This is a genomic window from Methanoculleus sp. UBA413 (assembly GCF_002502935.1).
GTDB lineage: Archaea > Halobacteriota > Methanomicrobia > Methanomicrobiales > Methanoculleaceae > Methanoculleus > Methanoculleus bourgensis.
The window spans coordinates 2,863-7,138 of the sequence record NZ_DAQR01000047.1; the positions used below are offsets into that span (position 1 = coordinate 2,863).

The following is a 4,276-nucleotide window of genomic DNA, read 5'->3' on the forward strand; positions in this document are numbered from 1 at the left end:
CCCAGGTTGCCGCCGATGACGAAGTAGGAGGTGATCCGGCCCCGGCTCGCATCCCGGGTCAGGCGGCTGACGGTCCCGAGCGCGCTCGGGTGGAAGAGGGCGTGCCCCAGCGCCGCTATGGCAACGGAAGCAAGGACCAGATAGTAGTTGTTGAGCAGCCCGATGACCGATATGAACGTCGCGCTGATGAGGACGGTGACGCTGATATGGACGGCAAGTCCCCGGGTATCGTAGAGCCAGCCGACGAGCGGCTGCATCATCGATGACGTGAGGTTGAAGACCGTGACGATCAGCCCCGCGAGGAAGAACGAGTAGCCCTGCTCTGCGATGAGGAGCGGCAGGATTGCAGGGAGGACCGGCGAGTAGAGGTCGGTTACCAGGTGAGCTGCAGAGAGCCCCCATACAGACTTTGTATCAGAGGTCACGGTGTCTCAGATCCGCCTTAAGCGTATGACCTCTACCGTAATATCCACTCGCTCCTTGCGATGGTGTGCAAACGTCCGCCGGAGCGGGAACGCGCACCGGATCACCTCCTCGATCGTCGCCCGACCTTCGGTGTAGGCGGCCACGAACGGACTTGAGCCTTCGTTGAAGATGCCATAGATCATCTGCCCGAGTTCGAGCGCCCGATCGATGAATGGCCGGTCGGCGTGCGCCTTCTGCGCCCCGAACGGCGGGTTCATCACGACGGTGTCGCACGCAAGCGCCGCCCAGTCGACGTCGGGGCTCCTGATGTCGGCGACGATGAAATCCACCGTGACCCCGAGCATCTCCGCGTTCTGCCGGGCGATGTCTACCGCGGCCGGGTCGATGTCCACCCCGGTCACGGCGGACGCGCCGAGGAGGGCTGCACCGCAGGCGAGGATCCCGGTCCCGCACCCGAGGTCGCAGACCCGGCGCCCCTCGATCGTCCCCTGCATGGCAGCATGGTGGAGGAGACGGGCCGCCACCGGCGCCGGGGTCTGGTACTGCTCGAGGCGGGCTGTCGGCCGCTCAAAGCCCTGCAGGCGTTCGAGCCGCATCTCAAGCTGCCGGAGGTTCATGGGGAGAGGTACTCGTCGATCGCGTAATCGTCCCAGGCCCGGGCACCGCAGAGGATCTCAAACTCCGGCGGCGTCAGCACCGGGACCGGGAACCGGATCTGGTCGTCGTAGGCGAGTCGGGGGCATGCGGTGTTCACGTATGCCCCAAATCCGAGGTCGAGCATCCCGGCAGGAGAGACCTCCCGCATCGCAACAAGGAAAGCGCGATCCGAGAGCGCGACGAGCCGCCGGGCAAGTTCCATCCGCTGCTGGCCGCTCTTTGTGCTGACGATGATCCCGAAACTCGCAGCATCCTGCGCCTTCGCCATCACCGCGGCGCGGCGGCGGACCAGACGGGACGCATCCACTATCCGAGCCTCGCCGGTGAAGGGGTCGAGCGCCACCACCCGGGCCCGGGTGGCAAGCTGGATCCCGGTGGGGTGGAAGACCCCGGTCCCGACGAAGAGGATCTCGTCCGCCCCGGTCGCCCGCGCGGCGGCGAAGTTGCACCCGAGCACCTGTCCCGGAAGCGGTGTGCGCCCATCCCCGGGAGCGACGACCGCCTCGATACCGTGTTCACCAAGATACGCAGCCATCGCGCCCACCAGATGGGCGTGCTGGACCGTGGTGACGAGGCCGATGCGGCGGCTCTCAAGCAGCGGTAAGACCCGGGAGAGCACACCCACATCGAAGTCGATCCGGACAGGCTCGTAGATGACGCTAGATCGGTCCTCAACCGGCGCATGGCCGAAGTGGACCAGGACGTCGGCATACGCGAGGGTATCAAGCGCAAGGTCGCAGGCCCCGTAGCAGGGATCGCCGCTGACGATCACCTCAAATCCTGCATCGCGGAGTGCGGCTGCTACCCCCGGCGCCTGCCGCGCAAGCCCTGCCGGGAACTGGAGAGCAACGCGTTTTGCGCCGCGCTCGCTGAGCCGGCGGATAATGTCAGATACAGGTATCAACGACACGCACCCGGCCCCCGGAGACATCGACCCTGACCAGGGTCTTGAGCGGGCGGCCGATATCAGCATCGCCCCGGGATATGACCACACAGATATCGGCGATCTCGGCGCCCACCTGCCCGAGCGCGCTGATGAGGGCGCGGAGCGTCCCCCCGGTGCTGCAGACGTCGTCGATGATCACGACACGCTCGCCCGCACTGACGCCGTTTAAGTAGAGCTCCCCCTTCGAGTAGCCGGTGGTCTGGTGTACCGCGACCTCCCCGGGCAGGTTGTAGGAGCGTTTTCTGACGACCACCAGCGGGATATCGGTCATCATCGAGAGGGCGACACCGATGTGGATCCCCATCGCCTCGCAGACGACGATCTTGTCGACGCCGGAAAGGTCAAGGACCCGCACCATGGCACACCCGACCTCGCGGAGGAGCGGCGGCTCAACGAGCGGCACCCCGTCGGTTATCGGGTGGATGAAGTAGTCGTACTCCCCGCGCTTCATGACCGGGGAGGTTTCCAGTGAACGTATCAGTCGTTCAAGCATCCAGATCACTCATATCTCCAAGGAATGCCTCGACGACGTCACGAGTAACGTGAGGCATGCAGATGATCCGCATATCTCCGGCCCGGGTCCTCGAGACCCGCCAGCCGGCGGGCGCACGGTCACAGGAGAACGTCGCCACGTTGACATCCGGGGTCACCGCGCGCTGGTAACCGAGCGTCTCCATCCCCTCGATCAGCCTTCGAGCGTTCTCCATGCACCCGGCGACCACCGCCCGCATGCCGTCCATCCCCAGGTACTCGAGGACCGCGACCGCGGCTGCCACCGACGCGCCGGGCCTGGTGCCGGCGAGGGTGTACTCCTGCTTCACGGTCAGGTAGGGCGTATCGACGTTGAGACTCGAAAAATATTCCGGGTCCCTGACAAGGAGACAGCCTGCCGGGATGGTGCTCATCCCCATCTTGTGGGGGTCGATGGATATGGAGTTGACGCCGGGGAGCCGGAAGTCGAACGGGATCGGCCGATCAAGGAACGGCACCACCATCCCCCCGAAGGCGGCGTCGACGTGGAGGAATACCTCCTGGTCCAGGGCGATCTCAGAGAGGCGGGCGATGGGGTCAACCACCCCGTACTCGGTCGTCCCGGCGACGCCGACGAGAGCGATCGTGTTTTTATCCACGAGACCGTCGACCGCCTCAACATCCATCCTGAACTCAGCATCGAGCGGCACTGTCCGCGCTTCAAGCCCCAGGATGTCACAGGCCTTCTGGAACGAGAAGTGGCCCGACTCAGGGACCACCACGTTCGGGGATTTCACAGGCTTTCGCTTCTTTGCGATCCGGAACGCCTGGATGTTCGACTCGGTCCCCCCTGAGGTCGCATACCCGCCCGCTTCGGGAAGGTGCATCAGCGCGCCGAGCCTCCGGACGAGGAGTCTCTCGAGTGCGGCCGTCCCGGGGAAGAGCCCGGGGTCGCCGAGGTTGGTCTCGAGGAACATCGCGTGCGCCCGTGCCGCGACCGGGTGGGGCGGCGTGCACATCGAACTCAGGATATTCTGGTAGCCGAGATCCTCCCGCCGCAAGAGCGAGAGGAAGGAGAAGAGCTCCTCCTCAGGGCATCCATATTCACGCATTTCTTCTCGCCGCATCAAGGAGGATCTGCCGCTCTTTCCGGGCCACGGCCTCACGGATGCGCGGAACCGCGTCGATGTTTGCGGAGACGCTGGTGATGCCGTGCCCGACGAGCCACGCGACCATATCAGGGTCGGAGCCGGCCTGGCCGCAGATCGAGCACTCAACACCGTGCTCCCGGCAGGCTTTGATCGCGTGATCGATCAGCCTGAGCACTGCAGGGTGCTCGGGCTCATACATATCTGCGACATGCTCGTTGTTCCGGTCGATGGCGAGCGTGTACTGGATGAGGTCGTTCGTCCCGAACGAGGCGAACTTGATCCCGGCCTTGATGAAGTCCTCGATGAGGATGGCGCTGCTCGGGACCTCGATCATGACGCCGAGGGTCACGTTCTCCACGTTGACCCCCCACTCTTTCATCATCGCGCGGGCCTGGACAAACTCGGCGGGGTGGTTGACCAGCGGGAACATGACGCCGAGGTTGCTGTAGCCTGCGGCCCAGAGCCGCTTGAAGGCCTCAACCTGCATGCGGAACTGTTCAGGGCTCCGGAGATCCCGGCGGATGCCGCGCCACCCGAGCATCGGGTTGTGCTCGACCGGTTCTACCTCACCGCCCTCCATGTTCCGGAACTCGTCGGTCGGGGCGTCCAGGGTCCGCACCCAGAC

The 4,276-nt window shown here is 65.1% G+C and carries 6 protein-coding genes; all 6 read right to left on the minus strand.

Annotated features, from left to right (window positions below; translation table 11 throughout):
* On the minus strand, window positions 1-425 hold a 425-nt coding region (locus tag BP858_RS03590; protein WP_286878861.1), incomplete at its 3' end, for an MFS transporter.
* A gap of 6 nt (window positions 426-431) precedes the next feature.
* Entirely contained in the window at window positions 432-1,043 is a 612-nt protein-coding gene (locus BP858_RS03595) for an METTL5 family protein (protein WP_286878862.1), read from the minus strand.
* Window positions 1,040-1,993, minus strand: coding sequence for a diphthamide biosynthesis enzyme Dph2 (gene dph2, locus BP858_RS03600; protein ID WP_286878863.1), 954 nt, complete (start codon window positions 1,991-1,993; stop codon window positions 1,040-1,042). Before dph2 ends, BP858_RS03595 begins: the two co-directional genes overlap by 4 nt.
* A complete protein-coding gene (hpt, locus tag BP858_RS03605; protein ID WP_286878864.1) occupies window positions 1,971-2,522 on the minus strand; it encodes a hypoxanthine/guanine phosphoribosyltransferase in 552 nt (183 codons plus the stop codon). The genes dph2 and hpt overlap by 23 nt, the downstream gene beginning before the upstream one ends.
* On the minus strand, window positions 2,515-3,612 hold the full coding sequence (mfnA, locus tag BP858_RS03610) for a tyrosine decarboxylase MfnA (RefSeq protein ID WP_286878865.1): 1,098 nt from the start codon (window positions 3,610-3,612) through the stop codon (window positions 2,515-2,517). The genes hpt and mfnA overlap by 8 nt, the downstream gene beginning before the upstream one ends.
* Window positions 3,605-4,276: putative PEP-binding protein (locus BP858_RS03615; RefSeq protein WP_349680560.1), on the minus strand; the 672-nt coding region annotated here is incomplete at its 5' end. The genes mfnA and BP858_RS03615, both read right to left, overlap by 8 nt.

What these genes read in the sequence shown, in the direction of transcription:
- BP858_RS03595 (WP_286878862.1), bottom strand. Translation starts at nt 1,043, where the DNA reads ATGAACCTCCGGCAGCTTGAGATGCGGCTCGAACGCCTGCAGGGCTTT.
- hpt (WP_286878864.1), bottom strand. Translation starts at nt 2,522, where the DNA reads ATGCTTGAACGACTGATACGTTCACTGGAAACCTCCCCGGTCATGAAG.
- mfnA (WP_286878865.1), bottom strand. Translation starts at nt 3,612, where the DNA reads ATGCGTGAATATGGATGCCCTGAGGAGGAGCTCTTCTCCTTCCTCTCG.